This is a genomic window from Streptomyces sp. 4F14, from assembly GCF_048159485.1.
Classification (GTDB): Bacteria; Actinomycetota; Actinomycetes; order Streptomycetales; family Streptomycetaceae; genus Streptomyces.
This window is the reverse complement of the sequence record NZ_JBLRVY010000008.1, coordinates 323,833-341,554: the sequence shown is the minus strand read 5'-3', so window position 1 is coordinate 341,554 and position 17,722 is coordinate 323,833. Positions and strand designations below refer to the sequence as shown.

At 72.9% G+C, this 17,722-nt stretch carries 16 protein-coding genes; 2 read left to right on the top strand and 14 right to left on the bottom strand.

The window, feature by feature from the left end:
- Positions 1-23: 23 nt before the first annotated feature.
- The gene (locus ACLZOT_RS16885) at positions 24-1,025 is read right to left on the bottom strand and encodes an O-antigen ligase family protein (RefSeq protein WP_416969731.1); all 1,002 of its coding nucleotides are present in this window, start codon (positions 1,023-1,025) and stop codon (positions 24-26) included.
- 251 nt (positions 1,026-1,276) lie between these two features.
- Between ACLZOT_RS16885 and lnt the strand changes: the two genes are divergently transcribed.
- A complete protein-coding gene (lnt, locus tag ACLZOT_RS16880) occupies positions 1,277-2,884 on the top strand; it encodes an apolipoprotein N-acyltransferase (RefSeq protein ID WP_416969730.1) in 1,608 nt (535 codons plus the stop codon).
- A gap of 167 nt (positions 2,885-3,051) precedes the next feature.
- Positions 3,052-3,540 carry an NUDIX hydrolase gene (locus ACLZOT_RS16875; RefSeq protein WP_416969729.1) on the top strand — a complete coding sequence of 163 codons (489 nt, stop codon included), beginning with the start codon at positions 3,052-3,054 and terminating at the stop codon, positions 3,538-3,540.
- Positions 3,541-3,561: 21 nt separating this feature from the next.
- Here the strand turns inward: ACLZOT_RS16875 and ACLZOT_RS16870 are convergent, their stop codons facing one another.
- The 13 genes from ACLZOT_RS16870 to ACLZOT_RS16810 all read right to left on the bottom strand — a co-directional run bounded on the left by ACLZOT_RS16870 (position 3,562) and on the right by ACLZOT_RS16810 (position 17,722).
- A complete protein-coding gene (locus tag ACLZOT_RS16870) occupies positions 3,562-4,308 on the bottom strand; it encodes an SDR family NAD(P)-dependent oxidoreductase (RefSeq protein ID WP_416969813.1) in 747 nt (248 codons plus the stop codon).
- An 8-nt stretch (positions 4,309-4,316) separates the two neighbouring features.
- Positions 4,317-5,465, bottom strand: a complete 1,149-nt coding sequence (locus tag ACLZOT_RS16865) for an acyl-CoA dehydrogenase family protein (RefSeq protein ID WP_416969728.1) — start codon at positions 5,463-5,465, stop codon at positions 4,317-4,319.
- Between the two features lie 14 nt (positions 5,466-5,479).
- On the bottom strand, positions 5,480-6,610 hold the full coding sequence (locus ACLZOT_RS16860) for a thiolase family protein (protein WP_416969727.1): 1,131 nt from the start codon (positions 6,608-6,610) through the stop codon (positions 5,480-5,482).
- Entirely contained in the window at positions 6,607-7,398 is a 792-nt protein-coding gene (locus ACLZOT_RS16855; RefSeq protein ID WP_416969726.1) for an enoyl-CoA hydratase/isomerase family protein, read from the bottom strand. The genes ACLZOT_RS16860 and ACLZOT_RS16855 overlap by 4 nt, the downstream gene beginning before the upstream one ends.
- On the bottom strand, positions 7,395-8,567 hold the full coding sequence (locus tag ACLZOT_RS16850) for a CaiB/BaiF CoA transferase family protein (protein WP_416969725.1): 1,173 nt from the start codon (positions 8,565-8,567) through the stop codon (positions 7,395-7,397). Before ACLZOT_RS16850 ends, ACLZOT_RS16855 begins: the two co-directional genes overlap by 4 nt.
- A gap of 1 nt (position 8,568) precedes the next feature.
- On the bottom strand, positions 8,569-10,074 hold the full coding sequence (locus ACLZOT_RS16845) for a FadD3 family acyl-CoA ligase (RefSeq protein ID WP_416969724.1): 1,506 nt from the start codon (positions 10,072-10,074) through the stop codon (positions 8,569-8,571).
- A 3-nt stretch (positions 10,075-10,077) separates the two neighbouring features.
- A complete protein-coding gene (locus ACLZOT_RS16840) occupies positions 10,078-11,214 on the bottom strand; it encodes an acyl-CoA dehydrogenase family protein (RefSeq protein ID WP_416969723.1) in 1,137 nt (378 codons plus the stop codon).
- Positions 11,211-12,122: an acyl-CoA dehydrogenase family protein gene (locus ACLZOT_RS16835; RefSeq protein WP_416969722.1), complete on the bottom strand. Its 912-nt coding sequence runs from the start codon at positions 12,120-12,122 to the stop codon at positions 11,211-11,213. Before ACLZOT_RS16835 ends, ACLZOT_RS16840 begins: the two co-directional genes overlap by 4 nt.
- Before the next feature lie 2 nt (positions 12,123-12,124).
- Positions 12,125-12,898 (bottom strand): enoyl-CoA hydratase/isomerase family protein, encoded by a 774-nt coding sequence (locus ACLZOT_RS16830; protein WP_416969721.1) that lies wholly within the window; start codon positions 12,896-12,898, stop codon positions 12,125-12,127.
- A gap of 99 nt (positions 12,899-12,997) precedes the next feature.
- Positions 12,998-13,942: an ROK family protein gene (locus tag ACLZOT_RS16825; protein ID WP_416969812.1), complete on the bottom strand. Its 945-nt coding sequence runs from the start codon at positions 13,940-13,942 to the stop codon at positions 12,998-13,000.
- A gap of 248 nt (positions 13,943-14,190) precedes the next feature.
- The gene (gene nikE, locus ACLZOT_RS16820) at positions 14,191-15,906 is read right to left on the bottom strand and encodes a nickel ABC transporter ATP-binding protein NikE (RefSeq protein WP_416969720.1); all 1,716 of its coding nucleotides are present in this window, start codon (positions 15,904-15,906) and stop codon (positions 14,191-14,193) included.
- Complete coding sequence (locus ACLZOT_RS16815) at positions 15,903-16,766, bottom strand: ABC transporter permease (protein ID WP_416969719.1); 864 nt, start codon at positions 16,764-16,766, stop codon at positions 15,903-15,905. The genes nikE and ACLZOT_RS16815 overlap by 4 nt, the downstream gene beginning before the upstream one ends.
- Positions 16,763-17,722: an ABC transporter permease gene (locus ACLZOT_RS16810; RefSeq protein ID WP_416969718.1), complete on the bottom strand. Its 960-nt coding sequence runs from the start codon at positions 17,720-17,722 to the stop codon at positions 16,763-16,765. The genes ACLZOT_RS16815 and ACLZOT_RS16810 overlap by 4 nt, the downstream gene beginning before the upstream one ends.

Here is a 17,722-nt window from a genome sequence, read left to right as displayed (position 1 = left end):
GCCGTGAGCGCGCGCGGGGAGGCTCAGCCCGCCACGTCGTCCTCGTAGGTCCGCACCACCCCGCCCGGCCCCGGCGCCTCCTGCGGCAGGGGTCTCGCCGTCGCGATGCCCGCCAGGAGGCCCGCGCCCGCCGAGACCGTCGTGAAGCTCAGGACGTTGCCCACCAGGGCGAGCGCCGCGAGGGCGGTGAGGCTCGCGCCCGCAGTGAGGACGATCGGAGTGGGGCGGGGGGAGCGCCACAGGGCGTGCAGGAGCCAGGCGAAGGCGACGGCCAGCAGCAGGACGCCGCCGACGCCCTGTTCGGCGGCGAGCTGGAGGGGCGCCGAGTGGGGGCGGCCGTCGGAGAGCGGCGACTCGGCGGCCGTCGCGCTCAGCTCGGCGAAACTCCCCGGGCCCGTGCCGAGCGCCGGATGGGTCTCCGCGAGGTGCAGGGCCTCGCGCCACAGGGCGAGCCGGCGGGGCGTGAGCTGACCGGAGAGCGCCTCGGCGAGGCCCCCGCGCGCAGCGCCCGCCGCGATTGCCCAGGCCAGCGCCGACAGCAGCGCCGTCGCCACCCCCAGCCCCGCGACGCCCGCGCCCCGGCTCGCACGCCCCGCCGCCAGGGAGGCCAGCAGGACCCCGCAGCACGTCACCACCGCCGCGACCGAGCCGAGCACGGCCCCGGTGACCGCCGCGACGGCCGCCAGGAGCCGCAGGACGGGCCGCAGCGCCCCGACGGGCGTCGCCCACGCCGCGCAGCACGCGAGACCCGCCACGAGCGTCAGGACGGCCGCCTCGGCCCCCGCACGCCCCAGCGGCGCCGCGCTCTCCGGCCCCGGCGACAGCTCGGGCGCCGCCACCGTCAGCACCAGCCCCCCGAGCGCGGCGGCACAGGGCGCGGCGACCGGCAGCAGCGCGCCCGACATCCGGCCCGCCGCGTACCCGGCGGCGACGGCCAGCACCGCGAGCAGCATGCCCTCGGCCCGCCCGTCGTTCGCGCCCGCCGACACCAGCGCCCACCCGGCGCACGCCGCGAGCACCGCCATGCCGAGCGCGTCCGAAACGTTTCGTCTGTCACCGTCCGCGCCGTCGCCGGCCCTGGACGTCCCCGCTGATCCCACCCAGCCCCCCGGACCGTGTCCACCCCGCACGCGCGTCCCCCACCGGCCGCCCGTCGGAGCTGGCCACACCGTAACGGCTGGACGGGAATTTGTGGATGACCCGTGTAGGCCCGTGAAGCTGTGAGGTGCGCCGGCCGAACTGTCGGCCAAAAGGTCACCCGCCGTACACTCCCCGAGTGACCGTCACCGCACCCCCCGCAGGGCCCTCAGGACAGCTGGAACCCGAGGCCGCGCCCCCCGCGCGCGGGCGCCGCTTCCTGCGGTTCCTCCCGGCCGTCGTCGCCGTGCTCTCCGGAGTGCTGCTCTACGTCAGCTTCCCGCCCCGCACCCTGTGGTGGCTCGCGCTGCCCGCGTTCGCCGCGTTCGGCTGGGTCCTGCGCGGGCGCACGTGGAAGGCCGCCTTCGGCCTCGGCTACCTCTTCGGCCTCGGCTTCCTCGTCCCGCTGCTCAAGTGGACCGGCGTCGAGGTCGGCCCGCTGCCCTGGCTCGCCCTCGCGGCGATCGAGGCCCTCTTCGTCGGCCTGGTCGGCGTCGGCGTCGCCGCCGTGTCCCGGCTGCCCGGCTCACCGGTGTGGGCGGCGGCCCTGTGGACCGCCGGGGAGGCGGCCCGCGCGCGCGAGCCGTTCAGCGGCTTCCCCTGGGGGAAGATCGCGTTCGGGCAGGCCGACGGGGTGTTCCTGCCGCTCGCGGCGGTCGGCGGGACGCCGGTCCTGGGCTTCGGGGTCGCCCTGTGCGGGTTCGGCCTCTACGAGGTCGTCCGCCTCGTCCAGGAACGCCGTCTCGCGCGCGCGGTGACGCGTCCGGCCGCGGCCGCCGCACTGCTGAGCGTCGCCGTCCCCGTCGTCGGCGCGCTCGCCGCCCGCCCCCTGGTCAGCGACAAGGCCGAGGACGGCACGGTCACGGTCGCCGCGATCCAGGGCAACGTGCCCCGCCTCGGCCTGGAGTTCAACGCCCAGCGGCGGGCCGTACTGGACTACCACGCGCGCGAGACCGAGCGGCTGGCCGCCGAGGTCAAGGCCGGGAAGGTCGCCCGGCCCGACTTCGTGCTGTGGCCGGAGAACTCCTCCGACGTCAACCCCTTCACGGACGCCGACGCCACCGCCGTCATCGACCGGGCGGTCCGCGCCATCGGCGCACCCGTCTCCGTCGGCAGCGTCGTGCAGCGCGACGGGAAGTGGTTCAACGAGCAGATCCTCTGGGACCCCGAGAAGGGGCCCACACAGACCTACGACAAGCGGCAGATCCAGCCGTTCGGCGAGTACATGCCGCTCCAGGGCCTCGTCTCGGCGATCAACTCGAACTGGACCGCGATGGCATCGAGCTTCAGCCGCGGCACCAAGCCCGGCGTGTTCACCATCAAGGGCACGAAGGTCGGCATCGCCACCTGCTACGAGGCCGCGTTCGACTGGGCCGTCCGCGACACCGTCACCCACGGCGCGCAGCTCATCTCCGTGCCCAGCAACAACGCCACCTTCGACCGCAGCGAGATGACCTACCAGCAGCTCGCGATGTCCCGCGTGCGCGCGGTGGAGCACAGCCGCACGGTCGTCGTCCCGGTCACCAGCGGCGTCAGCGCGATCATCATGCCGGACGGGCGGATCACCCAGAAGACCGGCATGTTCGTCGCCGACTCGCTCGTCCAGAAGGTGCCGCTGCGGTCCTCCGAGACGCCCGCGACGAAGCTGGGGATCCTGCCCGAGATGCTGCTCGTGCTCGTCGCCGCCGGGGGGCTCGGGTGGGCGATCGGCTCGGGGCTGCGCGCCCGGCGCGCGGGGGAGGCGTAGTCGTACGCGGCGGGCGCGCTGGGGGGCGCCCGGAAGGGGGGGGTGCGCTCGGCGTACTGGGCGTGGGGTAGTGCGCGCCCGGCGTGCCGCTGAACTGCGGCTGTCCGTCCGGCGTACGTCGTCCGGCAGCGGCCGGTCCACCAAGATCGGCCGGTTAGGGTCGGAGCATGGCAACTCCTGACTTCATCCGCGCGATCCGGGCCACGGCCGGACACCAACTCCTCTGGCTCCCCGGCGTCACCGCCGTCGTCTTCGACGACGAGGGCCGGGTGCTGCTCGGGCGCCGCTCGGACACCGGAGAGTGGTCGGTCGTCGGCGGCATCCCCGACCCCGGTGAGCAGCCCGCGGTGTGTGCCGTGCGGGAGGTGTACGAGGAGACGGCGGTGCGCTGCGTCGCCGAACGCGTCGTGCTCGTCCAGGCGTTGGAGGAGCACACCTACCCCAACGGCGACGTCGTCCAGTTCATGGACATCACGATCCGCTGCCGGGCGACCGGCGGCGAGGCGCGTGTCAACGACGACGAGTCGCTGGAGGTCGGTTGGTTCGGCGTCGACGAACTGCCGCCCGGACTCCCGGAGTTCGCGGTCGCCCGGATCAAGCAGGCGCAGGCGGCGGACGGGCCCGCCTGGTTCGAGAACGCCGGTCAGACACTGTGACCGTCCAGGCGCCGTGACCTTTCAGACGCTGTAGCCGCCGTCCACGCCGAGCGCCTGACCGGTGACGAACCCGGCGCGGTCCGAGGCGAGGAACGCGACCGCCTCCGCGACGTCCCGCGCCGCGCCGAACCGGCGCAGTGGGATGTTGCGCCGGGTCACCGCGAGCGCCGCCTCGTCCAGCTCGCCGGTGCTGATGAGACGGCCCGCGATGCCGTCGCTGAGCATGCCGGGCGCGACGCAGTTCACGCGGACGCCGTACCGGCCCTCCTCGGCGGCCAGCGCGCGGGCGAGGGCCTCGACGGCACCCTTCGCACCGGACGACAGGCCGTCGCGCACCGGGTAGCGGCGGGTCGCGACCGTCGTCACGGCCACGATGTTGCCTTCGGTCTCCCGGAGTTGTGGGAGCGCGGGCTGTACGAGGTTGAAGAACGCGACGGCGTCGCCTTCGAGTTGGGCGCGGTACTGGGACGGGGTGACCTTGCTGAGGTGGGTCATGGGGACGTGGGGGCCGGACGCGTAGACGAGGGTGTGTACGGGCTGGGCGGTGACCGTGCGTGCCGTGGCCTCCTCGTCGGTCAGGTCGAGCTGTACCGCGCTGACTTGAGTGCCGAGTTCCTTGACGAGTGCCTCGGCCTTCGACTGGTCGCTGCGGTAGGTGAGGATCACGCGGCTGCCGCGTTCGGCCAGCATCTCTACGACCGCCGCGCCGATCGCGCCCGTGCCACCCGCGACGAACGCGACGCCGGGCCTGTGCGAGAAGTCGTCCATGAACGTGCTCACAATCCGAGGGACTTGGCGACGATGACCTTCATGACCTCGCTGGTGCCCGCGTAGATGCGGGTGATCCGGGCGTCCGCGTACAGCCGGGCGATCGGGTACTCCAGCATGTAGCCGTATCCGCCGAAGAGCTGAAGGCATCGGTCGACGGCGCGAGCCTGGACCTCCGTGCAGAACAGCTTGACCTTCGCCGCGTCCGCACCGGAGAGGCGGCCGTCGACGAGGTCGAGGACGGCCCGGTCGAGGAGCGCCTCCGCCGCAGCCAACTCGGTGGCGACGGAGGCGAGTTCGAACTTGGTGTTCTGGAAGGAGGCGACCGGGTTCCCGAACACCCGGCGCTCCTTGACGTAGTCGACGGTGGTGTCGAGGGCGGCGCGTGTCTGCGCGACCGAGCCGACGGCGACCGTCATCCGCTCCTGGGGCAGGTTGTGGCCCAAGTAGCCGAAGGCGGCGCCCTCTTCACCGAGCCGGTTCGCGACCGGCACCCGGACCTCGTCGAAGGACAGCTCGACCGTGTCCTGCGTCTTGATGCCGAGCTTCTCCAGGACCCGGCCGCGCGTGAAGCCCGGCATGCCGTCCTCGACGACGAGCAGCGTGAGCCCCGCACGCCGGTCGCCGGGGTCGGTGCCGGTGCGGGCGACGACGATGACGAGGTCGGCGAGGAGCCCGCCGGTGATGAAGGTCTTCGCCCCGTCCAACACGTAGGTGTCGCCGTCGCGTCGGGCGGTCGTACGGATGCCCGCGAGGTCGGATCCGGTGCCGGGTTCGGTCATCGCGATCGCCGTCAGGAGGCGTCCGGCGGCCAGGCCCGGGAACCAGCGGCGGCGCTGCTCGGGGTTGGCGTAGGTGAGGAAGTAGGGGAGGACGACGTCGAGTTGGGTGCGGACCGTGCCCAGGGTGACGAGCGCGCGGGCCGCCTCCTCCTGGAGGACGACGTTGTAGCGGTAGTCGGGCTGTCCGCCGCCCCCGTACTCCTCGGGGATCGCCATGCCCAACAGGCCCAGCCCGCCGAGCCGTTCGAAGAACGACCGGGGCAGCCGGCCCGCCTTCTCCCACTCCGTGTAGTGCGGCACGACCTCCTTGGCGACGACGTCCCTGACCAGTTCCCTGAACGCCTCGTGATCGGCGGTGAAGACTTCCCGGCGCACGGCGACACCCCCTGTCAGTCGGCGAGTTCGACGAGTGTGGCGTTCGCGGTGCCGCCGCCCTCGCACATCGTCTGGAGCCCGTAACGGATGCCGTGGGCCCGCATGTGGTGGATCATCCGCGTCATCAGGACGGCGCCGGAGGCGCCCAGCGGGTGGCCCAGGGCGATGGCTCCGCCGAGCGGGTTGAGGCGGGCCGGGTCGGCGCCGGTCTCCGCGAGCCACGCCAACGGGATGGGCGCGAAAGCCTCGTTGACCTCGAAGACACCGACGTCCGCCAGGGGTACGCCCGCCTTGCGCAGGACCTGTTCCGTCGCCGGGATCGGGCCCGTCAGCATCAGGACCGGGTCGGATCCGGTCACGGCCCCCGCGCGGTAGCGGACGAGGGGGCTCAGGCCCAACTCCCGTGCCTTCTCGGGGGTGGTGACCAGCAGGGCGGCCGAACCGTCCGAGATCTGCGAGGAGTTGCCCGCGTGGATCACGCCGTCCTCCTGGAACGACGGCTTCAGCTTCGCGAGGGTCTCGACACTGCTGCCGGGACGGACGCCCTCGTCCCGCGCGACACCGGCCACGGGGACGATCTCCGCGTCGAACGTGCCCTGCGCGGCCGCCGCCTTCTGGTGGGAGGACGCCGCGAACTCGTCGACCTGGACCCGGCCGAACCCCCATTTGCGGGCGATGAGTTCGGCGGAGATCCCCTGGTTGAACGAGAAGTCGTCGTAACGCGCCAGGACTTGAGGGCTGTACGGTGTGCCGCCCGCCTTGGCCGCGCCGAGCGGGACCCGGCTCATGACCTCCACGCCGCCCGCCACGACCACGTCGTGCTGGCCGGAGCGGACCGCCTGGACGGCGAACTCCAGGGCCTGCTGGCTCGATCCGCAGGCCCGGCTGACGGTCGTCCCCGGCACGGACTCCGGCCAGCCCGCCGCGAGGACCGAGTAGCGGCCGATGTTGCCGGCCTGGTCGCCTACCTGGGAGACGCAGCCCCAGATCACGTCGTCCACCTCGGCCGGGTCGAGACCCGTGCGCTCCACCAGCGCTCTCAGGACCGTGGCGGAGAGGTCGGCGGGGTGGACGCCGGCCAGCCCGCCGCCGCGTTTCCCCACGGGGGTGCGGACGGCGGCGACGATCACGGCTTCCCGGGTCATGTGCTCTCCGATCGTGTGGCGGGCGTCCAGTCACCCGTGAAGCGCGGCGCGCGTTTCTCCCTGAACGCCGCGTACGCCTCCGGGACATCAGCGGAGGCGAAGTTGACGGCCTGGGCGCGTGCCTCGTTCGCGAGGGCCTCGCGCAGTGAACCGGCCTCGTTCAGAAGGGACTTGGTCTGCGCGAGGGCGACGGGCGGACCGGCGGCCAGCCGGGCGGTGACGTCGTCGGTGAACGCGTCCACCTCACCCGCGTCCACCACCCACGTCACCAGACCGAGCGCCCGCGCCTCCTCGGCGTCGATCGTCTCCGCCAACAGGGCCAGCCGCTTGGCCTGTTGGAGCCCGACGAGCCTAGGCAGCAGCCAGGAGCCGCCGAGGTCCGGGGAGAGCCCGCGCCGGGCGAAGATCTGCGAGAACGACGCCTCGGGGGTCGCCACCACCAAGTCGCAGCCCAACGCCAGGTTCCAGCCCGCGCCGACGGCGACTCCCGTCACCTTGGCGACAGTCGGCACCGGAAGGTCGTGCAGCAGCAGCGCCACATCGGTCAACACCCGCATCCGGTACAGGGGATGAGCCGAACTGACTGTCACGGGCACCTCGGCCCCGGAGCAGAAGGCACCGCCCGCACCCGTGATCACAAGGGCCCGTACGCCCCTGTCCTCACCGGCCTCGGCCAGCGCCCCGCCCAGCGCGGCCCACAACTCGGCGTCCAGGGCGTTGCGCTTGTGCGGCCGGTTGAGGGTCAGGGTCCGGACGCCGTCCTTGTCGTCGACCAGAAGGGACGTCACCGCACGACCCCCCGCTCCCGGAGACCGGCGATCTCCCCTGCTCCGTAACCGAGTTCGGCCAGCACGGCGTCCGTGTGCTCGCCCAGCGCGGGCACCGCCCCCATCGGCGGCTCGAACCCGGCGATCACCGGGGGCGGCAGCAGCGCCGGGACCGGACCCGACGGGGTGCCGATCTCGCGCCAGCGGTCGCGGGCGGCGAGCTGGGGATGGGCGAGGACGTCCTTGGCCGTGTTGTAGCGGGCGTTGCCGATGCCCACCGCGTCCGCGCGACTCTGGATCTCGGCCAGGGGGCGCCGGGCGCACCAGTCGCCGATGGCCTCCTCCAGGACCGCGCGGTGCGCCGTCCGGCCCGCGTTCGTGCGGAACCGCTCGTCGTCCGCGAGGTCGGGACGTTCGATCAACTCCCGTGCCAGGCGGTCCCATTCACGGTCGTTCGTCGTGCCCAGAACGACCGTCTGCGCGTCCGCCGTACGGTAGGCGCCGTAGGGGGCGACGGCGGGGGAGCTCATGCCGAGCGGCTGCTGCTCCACGCCGGAGTGGCGGGTGTAGGTGAGGGGGTAGCCCATCAGCTCCGCCATCGTGTCGAAGAGGCTGATCTGTACGGGGGTGCGCCGGCCGGAGTACAGGAGGGCGAGGATCGACAGCGCCGCGTACAGGCCGCTGGTGACGTCGGCGACGGGCGGGCCGGGCTTCGCGGGGGCGCCGGGGGTGCCGGTGACCGAGCAGGCGCCGGACTCGGCCTGGATCAGCAGGTCGTAGGCGCGCTTGTGGGAGAGGGGGCCGCCGGGGCCGTAGCCGTCGATCTCCACGGCGATCAGGTGGGGGTGGCGGACGGCCAAGTCGGCGGGGGCGAGGCCGAGTTTGGTGGTCGTGCCGGGGGTGAGGTTCGAGACCAGGACGTCCGCCGTCGCCAGGAGCTGGTGCAACACGCCCATGCCGTCGGGGGACTTGAGGTCGAGGGCGACGGATTCCTTGCCCCGGTTGGCCCACACGAAGTGGGCGCCGAGGCCGCCCACGACGTCGTCGTAGTGGCGGGCGAAGTCGCCGCCCTTCGGGTTCTCGACCTTGATGACGCGCGCGCCGAAGTCGCCCAGCGTGCGCGTGCACATGGGCGCGGAGACGGCCTGTTCGAGGGTGACGACCGTGACACCGGCCAGGGGTGCGCGCACGTCACTTCTCCCCGAAGCGGGCGCGCAGTTCGTGCTTGAGGACCTTCTGACTCGCGTTGCGCGGGAGGCCCTCGACGAAGCGGACGTGGCGCGGCACCTTGAAGTTGGCCATGTGCTCGCGCGCCCTCGCTATGACGTCCTCCGCGGTGAGTTCGGCGCCGGGGCGCGGGACGACGTACGCGCAGCCGACCTCGCCGAGGCGGGTGTCGGGCACGCCGATGACCGCGACCTGCGCCAACCGGTCGTCGGCCAGGAGGAGTTGCTCGATCTCCGCCGGGTAGGCGTTGAAGCCGCCGACGATGAACATCTCCTTCTTGCGGTCGACGATCAGGAGGTTGCCGGATGCGTCGAGGAGGCCGACGTCTCCCGTGCGGAGCCAGCCGTCGGGGTCGATGGCGGCGGCGGTGGCCTCGGGGTCGTCCCAGTAGCCGCGCGTCACGGTGTAGCCCCGCACGAGGATCTCCCCGTCGGCGATGCGGACTTCGACGTCCGGAATGGGGCGGCCGGTGGTGCGGGCGACCGTGTCCTCGGTGTCGCCGGGGCGGGTGGAGGTGACCAGCGCGCTCGCCTCGGTGAGGCCGTAGGCGCTGAGCACGATGTCGAAGGAGAGGTCCTTCTTCATGGCGTGGATGAGGGACTCCGGGACGGTCGTCCCGCCGGTCATCGACACCCGCAGCGACGAGAGGTCGTGGCGGGGGCGGTCGGGGTGGCTCAGGAGGTCGTGGAAGATGGTCGGAGGGCCCAGCAGGATGCTCACCCGCTCCCGCTCGATGACCTCCAACGCCCCTGCCGCGTCGAAGACTTGCACCGGGATGACCGTCACACCGTGCAGGAACGACGCGAGCCAGCCCGCCTTGTAGCCGAAGCAGTGGAAGAACGGCGGTACGACCAGGAAGCGGTCGTCGGCGCGGAACGTGTACTGCGCCGACATCCAGCCGTACGCCCGCAGCGACTGGCCGTGCGTGAGGATCACGCCCTTGGGGTGGCCGGTCGTGCCGGAGGTGAACATGATGTCGGAGACGTCGTCCGGGCCGAGGCGGTCGATGGAGGCGTGCGCTTGAGTGTCCGTACGCTCGTCGACCCTGTCGTAGAGGTCCGGCGTGCAGCGCAGAGCGGGCAACTCAGGGTCGTGCGCGCGGAGTTCGGCGACATAGTCCCGGCCGAGGAACGGTGTCGCGTACAGCGCCTTCGCCCCCGACTTGCGCAGGATGTAGGCCAACTCACCGGCTTTGAAACGGGTGTTGAGGGGTACGACGATGCCGCCCGCACCCTGGATGCCGACCGCCGCGAGGATCCACTCGGCCGAGTTGGGGGCGCACAGGCCGACGCGGTCGCCGGGGCCGATGCCCAGGGCGAGCGCCGAGCGCACCGAGCGGATCATCAGGTCCGACAACTCGCTGAAGGAGATGCGGCGTTCGCCGTCCACGAGGGCGGTGGCGGCGCCGTGGCGGCGGGCGGCGACTCTGAGCACGTTCGGGATGCTGAGGAATTCGAGGTCGTGGCGCACGCTTCAGGCTCCGTTCAGGCGCAGCAGCCGCTTGGCGATGATGTCGCGCTGGATCTGGGACGTCCCGCCGTACACGGACGCCGCCCGGGAGTAGAGGTAGTCCGCGAACACCTCGCCGCCGGGGCCGGTCAGTTCCTCGGGGAACACCTTCAACGCCGTTTCGTACAGGCGCTGTTCGGTGCGGGTCATCAGCAGCTTGTCGACCGAGGACTCCGGGCCCGCGGGGCGTCCGGCGAGGCGTTCGGCGGTGCGGCGGCGGGCGTGCGCGACGAGGACCCCGTAGTCGACGACACAGCGGCCGATCTCCGACAACAGGCCGTCGGGCAGGGCGCGTTCACGGGTCTCGGCGCGCAGGCGCTCGATCAGCAGGCGGTACTTGGAGAGGTGGCCGGTGTCGAGGGCGTTGCGCTCGTACGACACCGTCGTCATGGCCAGCGGCCAGCCGTCGCCCTCGGCGCCCACCCGCTCGTGCGGCTCCAGCCGGACGTCGTCCAGGAAGAGTTCGCAGAACTCGTCGTCGCCGTTGGCCGCGCGCAGCGGGCGCACGGTGACGCCCGGGCGGTCCAGGGGGAGGGCGAAGGCGGTGATCGAGGTGTGGCGGGGGGCTTCGGGGTCGGTGCGGGCCAGCAGGAGGCACAGGTCGGAGTACTGGGCGTAACTCGTCCACAGTTTCTGGCCGTTGACGGTGTAGTGGCCGTCCGGGTGGCGTTCGGCGCGGGTGGTCAGGCCGGCCAGGTCGGAGCCCGCGCCGGGTTCGCTGAAGCCCTGGCACCAGACGTCGGCGCCGGAGAGCATGCGGGGCAGGAGGGTACGGCGTTGGTGCTCCGTGCCGAACTTCAGCAGGGCGTGGGCCAGGTAGCCGATGCGGGGGACGCCGGGGGCGCCGCTGGCTCCCAACTCGTCGCTGACCGCCACCTGGTGAAGGGCCGTCAGACCGCGGCCGCCGTACTCCTCGGGGACGTCCAGGCCGACCCAGCCGCCCGCGTGGAGCTGCCGGTGCCAGCGGTGCAGGAAGTGGGGGACGGGCTCGTCGGGGGCGCGCTGCGGGAGGGGGTTGGCCGCCAGCCAGGCGCGGAAGTCGTGGCGGAGGGTCTCCAGGTCGGCCGGGTCGCCGAAGTGCAGGGGCGTGTCGTCGGTCATCCGGTGGCCTCCGGGGTCGCCAGGGCGGTGAGGAGGTCCGGGGTGCCGGCGAAGAGGGCGGCGTCCACCAGGACCCGGCGCAGGTGGAGGTGGGCCGGGTGCTCCCAGGTCTGGGCGATGCCGCCGAACACTTGCATCGCCGCGTACACGGCGTCCACCGCCGAGGAGTTGGCCTCCGCTTTCGCGACGCGGGCGGCGGCGAGGGCGTGGGGCGGGGGCTCGTGGTCCAGGCACCAGGCGGCGTAGCGGGTCGCGCTCGTGCACGCCTCGACCAGGACCGTGGCGTCGGCCAGGAGGTGCTGGACCGCCTGGAAGGAGGCGATGGGGCGGCCGTACTGGTGGCGGTCGCGGGCGTAGGCGGTGGCCTGGTCGAGCAAGGCGCGGGCGGTGGCGGTGAGTTCGCTCGACGCCATGACCAAGGTGTAGGCGTGCCAAAAGGTTTGGGACGTGAGGTGGCCGATGGGTTCGCCGGTGGGCGTGAGAGTGCGGGTGCTGCGCAGGAGGTCGGCCGTGGGGTCGGGTCGGCCCAACTCGTGGCGGGTGACGGTGCCTTCGGGGGTGACGTACAGCGCGCTGTCCGCTCCGTCGCAGTCCCAGGCGAGGGCGGCGGAGACGGCGATCGTGGGGCGGCCGGGCGTTGTCGTGCCGAGCAGGTGCAGGAGCTGCGGGGCCAGGAGGGTCGTGCCGAGGAAGGACGTCGTGAGGGGGGTGCGGGCGTGTTCCTCGGCGAGGAGGGCGCGTTCCTGGACCGTCGCCGCCTCGTGCAGCTCGGCCAGGCCCAGGGCGTCCAGGGAATCCTGGGCCCGCTCACGGGACTTGGGGGTGATCTGGTCCGCCGAGGTCACGGTGTGGCGGGCGGCGAAGGACCGGACCAGGTCGCGGACCTGCGTGAACTCCTCCGGCTGCACGCTCAGTTCTCCCTGCGGGCGAGGTGGTCGAGGATGCGGATGTGGTCGGGGCTGGTCATCGTGGAGCGCTCGGCGAGCAGGGCCGCCTCCATGCCGCCCCGGGAGACCTGTTCGACCACCGCCGCGAGGGCGGCCTTCGTGGCGCGCAGGGCCTCGGCGGGCTGCGCGGCCAGGCGGTGGGCCAGGTCGAGGGCCTCGGGCATGAGGTCCGGCTTCGGCAACACGCGGTTCGCCAGGCCGAGTTCGACCGCCTTCGCGGCGGGGATGCGGTCGCCGGTGAACAGGTACTCCTTCACCCGCAGCAGGCTCGTCAGCAGCGGCCACAGGGTGACACCGCCGTCGCCCGCGACCAGACCCACGGAGACGTGCGGGTCGGCCAGGTAGGCGTCGTCCGCCATCAGGACCAGGTCGCAGCCCAGGGCGAGGCTGCAACCCAGGCCCACGGCCGGGCCGTTGACGGCCGCGATCACCGGCAGGGGGAAGCGGATCATCTCCGTCTGGATGATCCGGTCCAGCCTGATCGACCGCTCCCGCAGCTCCGGGTCGGTGTGGTGGCGGCGCAGGTGGTCGAAGTCGCCGCCCGCGCTGAACGCCCGGCCCGCACCCGTGAGGACGACGGCCCTCGCCTTCCCGTCGTCCGCCAGTTCGCGCCATACCTCCGACAGCCTGCGGTGCAGTTCCTCCGAGACGCCGTTGAGGCGGTCGGGGCGGTTCAGGGTGACGATCCGGACGTCGCCGTCGGCGGCCACGGTCAGGACGGGGGGCACGTCGGTCATGCCGCTGATGATAAGAACGGGCGTACCGTTACTGTCAATGGCGTTGCAAGAAATAGAGAATGGGATTCTCGCATTCAGAGTGGGCCTCAGCCGGGCCCCTCACCCGAGCGCCCCGTCCCAGAGCCCCGCCCGCACGAGCGCCGCCGCCCCCACCCCCACCGCATCCGCCCCCAACCCCGCCGGCACCACCCTCAACTCCTGCCCGCCCACCGGCGGTTCCGCCTCCAGTGCCCGCCGCACCGCCGGCTCCAGCAGTGTCCACGCCCGCCCGACACCCCCGCCGATCACGACGGTCCCGACGTCCAGGAGCCCCGCCGTGACGAGGATCGCGCGCGCCACGGCGGCCCCGGCCTCCTCGTATACGGCCCCTGCGTCCGCATCCCCCCGCCCCGCCGCCTCGGCGACCTCGCGGGCGGAGAGCCGGCGCCCGGTCCGCTCGGCGTACCGCGCGGCGACGGCCCGCCCCGACGCCAGGGTCTCCAGGTGACCCCGGCCCCCGCAGGTGCACGGGCGGTCCCCGAACCCGGGTACGTGCCCGATCTCCCCCGCCGCCCCGCGCGGCCCCCCGTACAACGCGCCGCCCAGCCACAACGCGCCCCCGACCCCGGTCCCCAGCGTCATCCCGAGCACGTGCGACGCCCCCGCGACCGCGCCCCCGGCGACCTCGCCGCGCAGGAACGCGTTGACGTCGTTGTCCAGGTACGCCGGTACGCCGAGCGCCGCCTCGACCGTCGCCGTGACCGGGAACCCGGCCCAGCCTCGGAAGGAGTCGCTGGCCACGACGATGCGCCCGGCATCCGCGTCGACGACACCGGCCGCGCCGACCCCGACGCCGAGCAGCTCGCCCGGCGTGCGGCCGAGAAGGACACGCAGGGCGTCCAAGGCGGCCCCCAGCATCGCCGTACCGCCCTCGACGGCCGGGGTCGGGACGGTGAGCCGGTCCAGGATGCGCAACTCGGGGGTGCACAGGAGGACTTCGGTGCTGGTGCCGCCGATGTCGATGCCGGCGAGGAGGGGAACGGGGTGCGCGGGGGCCTCCGGCAGGTGAACGGCCGTCCAGGGAACGCCCGTTGGGTCGGTTTCTCTCGCACCGGGCCCCGCCCCGCGAGCGCCTGCCGAGCCCAGGCCCGCCCCGTGAGCGCCCGTCGCGCCGGGCCCCGCCCCGCGAGCGCCCCTCGGGAACCGTGCCTCAGGAACACTTGCCACGCCAATACCCGCCCTGCGGGCGTCCGTCGGGCTGACGCCCGCCTCAGGAGCACCCGAGACGCCAACCCCCGCCCCACGCACGCCCGTCACACCGCCCCCCGCCGAACCCGCCCCCGCCGCTCCCACTGCACCACCGGATCCGGTACCGGCACCGCCGCCACCAAACGCCGCGTGTACTCCGTCTCCGGCCACGACAACGTCCTCATGGTCGGCCCCTCCTCGACGACACCCCCGCCCCGCATGACGACGACCCGGTCCGCGAACTCCTGCACCACCGCCAGGTCGTGCGAGACGAAGAGGCACGCGAACCCCAACTCCCCCCGCAGCTCGGCGATCACCTCAAGCACCGTCCGCTGCACGCTCACATCCAGCGCACTCGTCGGCTCGTCCGCCACCAGCAGCCGGGGCCGCAGCACCAGCGCCCGCGCGAGGCTCACCCGCTGCCGCTGGCCGCCCGACAGCTCACGCGGCCCACGCGCCGCCAACTCGCCCGGCAGCCGCACGAGTTCGAGCACCTCGGCGACCCGCGCCCGACGCTCCGCCCCGGACATGCCCCGCCGGTGCATCCGCAGCGGCTCGGCCACGCACTCCGCGACACTCATCCGCGCGTCCAGCGAGGCCACCGGGTCCTGGAGCACCACCCCCACCCCGGCGAGCAGCGCACGCCGGGCCCGCCCCCGGGTCCGCGCGAGGTCGGCACCGAACAGCGTCGCCGACCCGGCGCCGGGCCGGATCAGCCCCAACGCCACCCGCGCGGCAGTGGACTTGCCCGACCCCGACTCCCCGACGAGACCGACCGTCTCACCGGGACGGACGTCGAGGGACACCCCGTCGAGGGCCGTGACACGGCCGAACCGTACGGAGACGTCGCGGAGTTGGACGACGGGGTCACCGCCGACGGCAGCCTCGGACGCCAACGGCGTGGAATCGGCGCCGAGTTCGGCAGCACGGCCCGAGGCTCCCGCCGGCGCCTCAGCACCTGACTCCGCCGAAGCCTCAACCGAAGCCCCCGTCTCCACCACCCGAAGCCGCGGCACCGCCCCCAACAACCCCCGCGTATACGCGTGCTTCGGCCGCAACAACACCTCCTCCACACCCCCGCTCTCCACCACCTCCCCCTCCAGCATCACCGCCACCCGGTCCGCGAAGTCCGCCACCACCCCCATGTTGTGCGTCACCAGCAACACCCCCGTCCCCGACTCCACCGCCAACTCCCGCAGCAGATCCAGGATCTCGGCCTGCACCGTCACATCGAGCGCGGTCGTCGGCTCGTCCGCGATGAGCAGTCCCGGCGAGTTCGCGATGGCCATCGCGATGACGACCCGCTGCCGCTGCCCGCCGGACAACTGGAACGGAAACGCGGAGGCCCGCCGCTCGGGCTCGGGAATCCCCACCCGGCGCAGCAGTTCGACCGCCTCCCGCATGGCCTCGGCACGCGACACCGGCCGGTGATTGCGGACGACCTCGACGATCTGCGCCCCGACCCGCATCAACGGATCGAGCGCGGTGGCCGGTTCCTGGAAGACCATGGACGCCGTACGCCCCCGCAGCCGGGACAGCTCGGGCTCCCCGGCACCCACGACATCCGTGCCGTCGACCGAAACCCGCCCGGAGACAAGGGCGTTGGACGGCAGCAGCCCCAACGCGGCCAGCGCGACCGTGGACTTGCCGGACCCGGACTCCCCGACGAGCGCGAGCGTCTCACCGGGCCGGACACCGAGCGACACCCCGCGTACGGCGGGTACTTCACCCGCTTCGGTCGCGAAAGAGACGCGAAGGTCGTCGATCTGAAGAAAGTTCACGCACGTCCCCTGACGTCGAAGGCGTCCCGCAACCCGTCGCCGAGCGCGTTGAACGCGCAGACGACGAGGATGATCGCGAGCCCCGGCGGCACGATCAGCCACCAGCGGTCCGAGTAGACGGCCGTGAGCCCGGCCGAGAGCATGCCGCCCCAGTCGGTCGACGGCGGCTGCACACCGAGGCCCAGGTACGAGACGTAGGCGACGAGGAGGATCGCGTCGGCGACCTGGAAAGTGGCCGCGACGACCAGCGTGGACACGGAGTTGGGCAGGATGTGCCGGAGGATGGCCCGGCCGTGGGTGCCGCCGGTCGCGCGCAGCGTCAGGACGTAGTCGCGGTTCTTGAGGGTCAGGGTCTGGGCCCGCACGAGCCGCGCGGGCACCAGCCACGACACCAGCCCGAGGATGACGATCAGCCCGGGCACCCCCGGTGAGGTGATCGCGGAGACGACGAGCAGGATGAACAGCGCGGGGATCGCGATCCCGGCGTCCACGACCCGCATCATCGCCGCGTCGACCCAGCCGCCCGCGTACCCGGCGACCGCGCCCCACAGCGCGCCGATGACGGTCGCGAGGAGCCCGGCGGCCAGCCCGACGAGCAGGGAGACCCGCCCGCCGTACATGAGCCGCCCCAGCTCGTCGTGGCCCACGGCGTCCGTGCCGAGCCAATGGCCGCTCCCCGGTGGGAGGTTGACCTGCGTGAGGTCGGTGTGGGTCTGGTCGGTGGAGTACAGGAGGGGCCCGGCGAAGCAGAACAGCAGGAAGAGGACGATGACGACGAGCCCGGCGACCGCGAGCCGGTTGCGCGTGAAACGGCGCAGGGCAAGGGAGTCGGGGTTCAGCCTGAGCGCGATGGTGGTCATGTGCGGTCCGCCTTCACGCGTGGGTCGACGAGCCGCTGGGCGACGTCCGCGAGGAGTGTGCCGGTGACGGTCGCGACGGAGATGACGAGGACACAGCCGAGCAGCACCGGGTAGTCGGAGGACTGGGCGGCGGACCAGAACAGCAGCCCCATTCCCGGGTAGTTGAAGAGCTGCTCGACGACGAGGGCGCCGCCGAAGAGGACGGGCACGTAGTAGCCGAGCATCGCGATCACCGGGGTGAGGGAGTTGCGCAGGACGTGCCGGAAGAGGATCGCGTACGGGCGTGCGCCGCCCGCGCGCGCCGTACGGACGTAGTCCTCGGAGAGGTTCTCCAGGGTCGCCGCCCGCATGTACCGGCTGAAGACGGCGACCATCGACGCGGCCCCGGTGACGACCGGCAGGACGAGGGCCGACGGGTCGCCCAACACCTGCGCCAGGGTGTCTCCTTGGGGTGCCTGGGAGGGGAACCAGCGCAGGGTCTGGGTGAACAGCAGGACCAGCATCAGGCCGAGGAAGTAGACGGGCGTGGAGTACGCGACGAAGCTGAGCGTGGTGATGACGTAGTCGGCCGGCTTGTTGCGGCGGATCGCCTGCCACATGCCGAGCGGGATCGCGAACAGCAGCCCGGCCAGCGCGGACAGGCCCGTCAACACCAGTGTCTTCGGCAGGCGTTGCCCGATCAGCGCGGACACCGCCTCGTTGAGTGTGTACGAGGTGCCGAGGTCGCCGCGCAGCAGATCGCGCAGGTAGTAGACGTACTGGACGGGCAACGACCGGTCGAGGCCCTGCTCGTGGTCGAACGCGGCGAGCTGCTGGGCGGTGGCCTGCGGGCCGAGGATCCCGCGCGCGGGACCCCCGGGCAGCGCGTGCAGCAGACCGAACACGACGACCGTGACGACCAGGATCACCGCCAGCGCCTGGAGGAGGCGCCGGGTCAGATAGAGGGCGGTGTCCAT